Source organism: Pseudonocardia xishanensis (assembly GCF_039541715.1).
Lineage (GTDB): Bacteria > Actinomycetota > Actinomycetes > Mycobacteriales > Pseudonocardiaceae > Pseudonocardia > Pseudonocardia xishanensis.
In genome coordinates, this window is the sequence record NZ_BAABGT010000142.1 from 1 (window position 1) to 946 (window position 946).

Sequence of the window (946 nt, forward strand, 5' to 3'; positions counted from 1 at the left end):
CTGACCACGGTGGTCGCGACCTGCTATCTGCTCGGGGTGTCGACCCGACGGATGGAGAAGCTCGTCGAGTCGTTGGGGATCACCCGGCTGTCGAGGTCGCAGGTCTCGGTGATGGCCGCCGAGCTCGACGCCCAGGTCGAACAGTTCCGGACCCGCCCACTCGACGCCGGGCCCTACACGTTCCTGGCCGCGGACGCGCTCGTGTTGAAGGTCCGCGAGGGCGGCCGGGTGGTCAACGTGCACGCCCTGCTCGCCACGGGCGTGAACGGTGACGGGCACCGGGAGATCCTCGGGTTGCAGGTCACCTCGGCCGAGGACGGCGCCGGCTGGCTGGGGTTCTTCCGCGACCTGACCGCCCGCGGCCTGACCGGGGTTCGGCTGGTCACCTCCGATGCCCACGCCGGGCTCGTCTCAGCGATCGGGGCCACACTGCCCGGCGCCGCCTGGCAACGCTGCAGGACCCACTACGCGGCGAACCTGATGGCCGCGACCCCCAAGAGCAGCTGGCCATGGGTGCGGGCGCTGTTGCACTCGGTCTACGACCAGCCCGACGCCGCATCGGTGCACGCCCAGTTCGACCGGGTCCTCGACGGGGTGGCCGAGAAGCTGCCGAAGGTGGCCGAGCACCTCGACCAGGCGCGCGCGGACGTCCTGGCGTTCACCTCGTTCCCGAAGGAGGTGTGGCGCCAGATCTGGTCGAACAACCCGAGCGAGCGGCTGAACAGGGAGATCCGGCGGCGCACCGACGTGGTCGGGATCTTCCCGGACCGCGACTCGCTGATCCGCCTGGTCGGTGCGGTGTTGGCCGAGCAGCACGACGAATGGGCCGAAGGACGGCGCTACCTCGGGCTCGAGGTCCTGGCCCGCTCCCGCGCCACCGCAGTCCCCGACACGGCTTCCAGCGGCGAGGAGGTGACCTCGACCGACACGATCCCGGCGCTCAGCG

The 946-nt window shown here is 71.1% G+C and carries 1 protein-coding gene; it reads left to right on the forward strand.

Features of this window, described 5'->3' with window-relative positions:
• Window positions 1–946: IS256 family transposase (locus ABD993_RS36520; protein WP_345428982.1), on the forward strand; the 946-nt coding region annotated here is incomplete at both ends.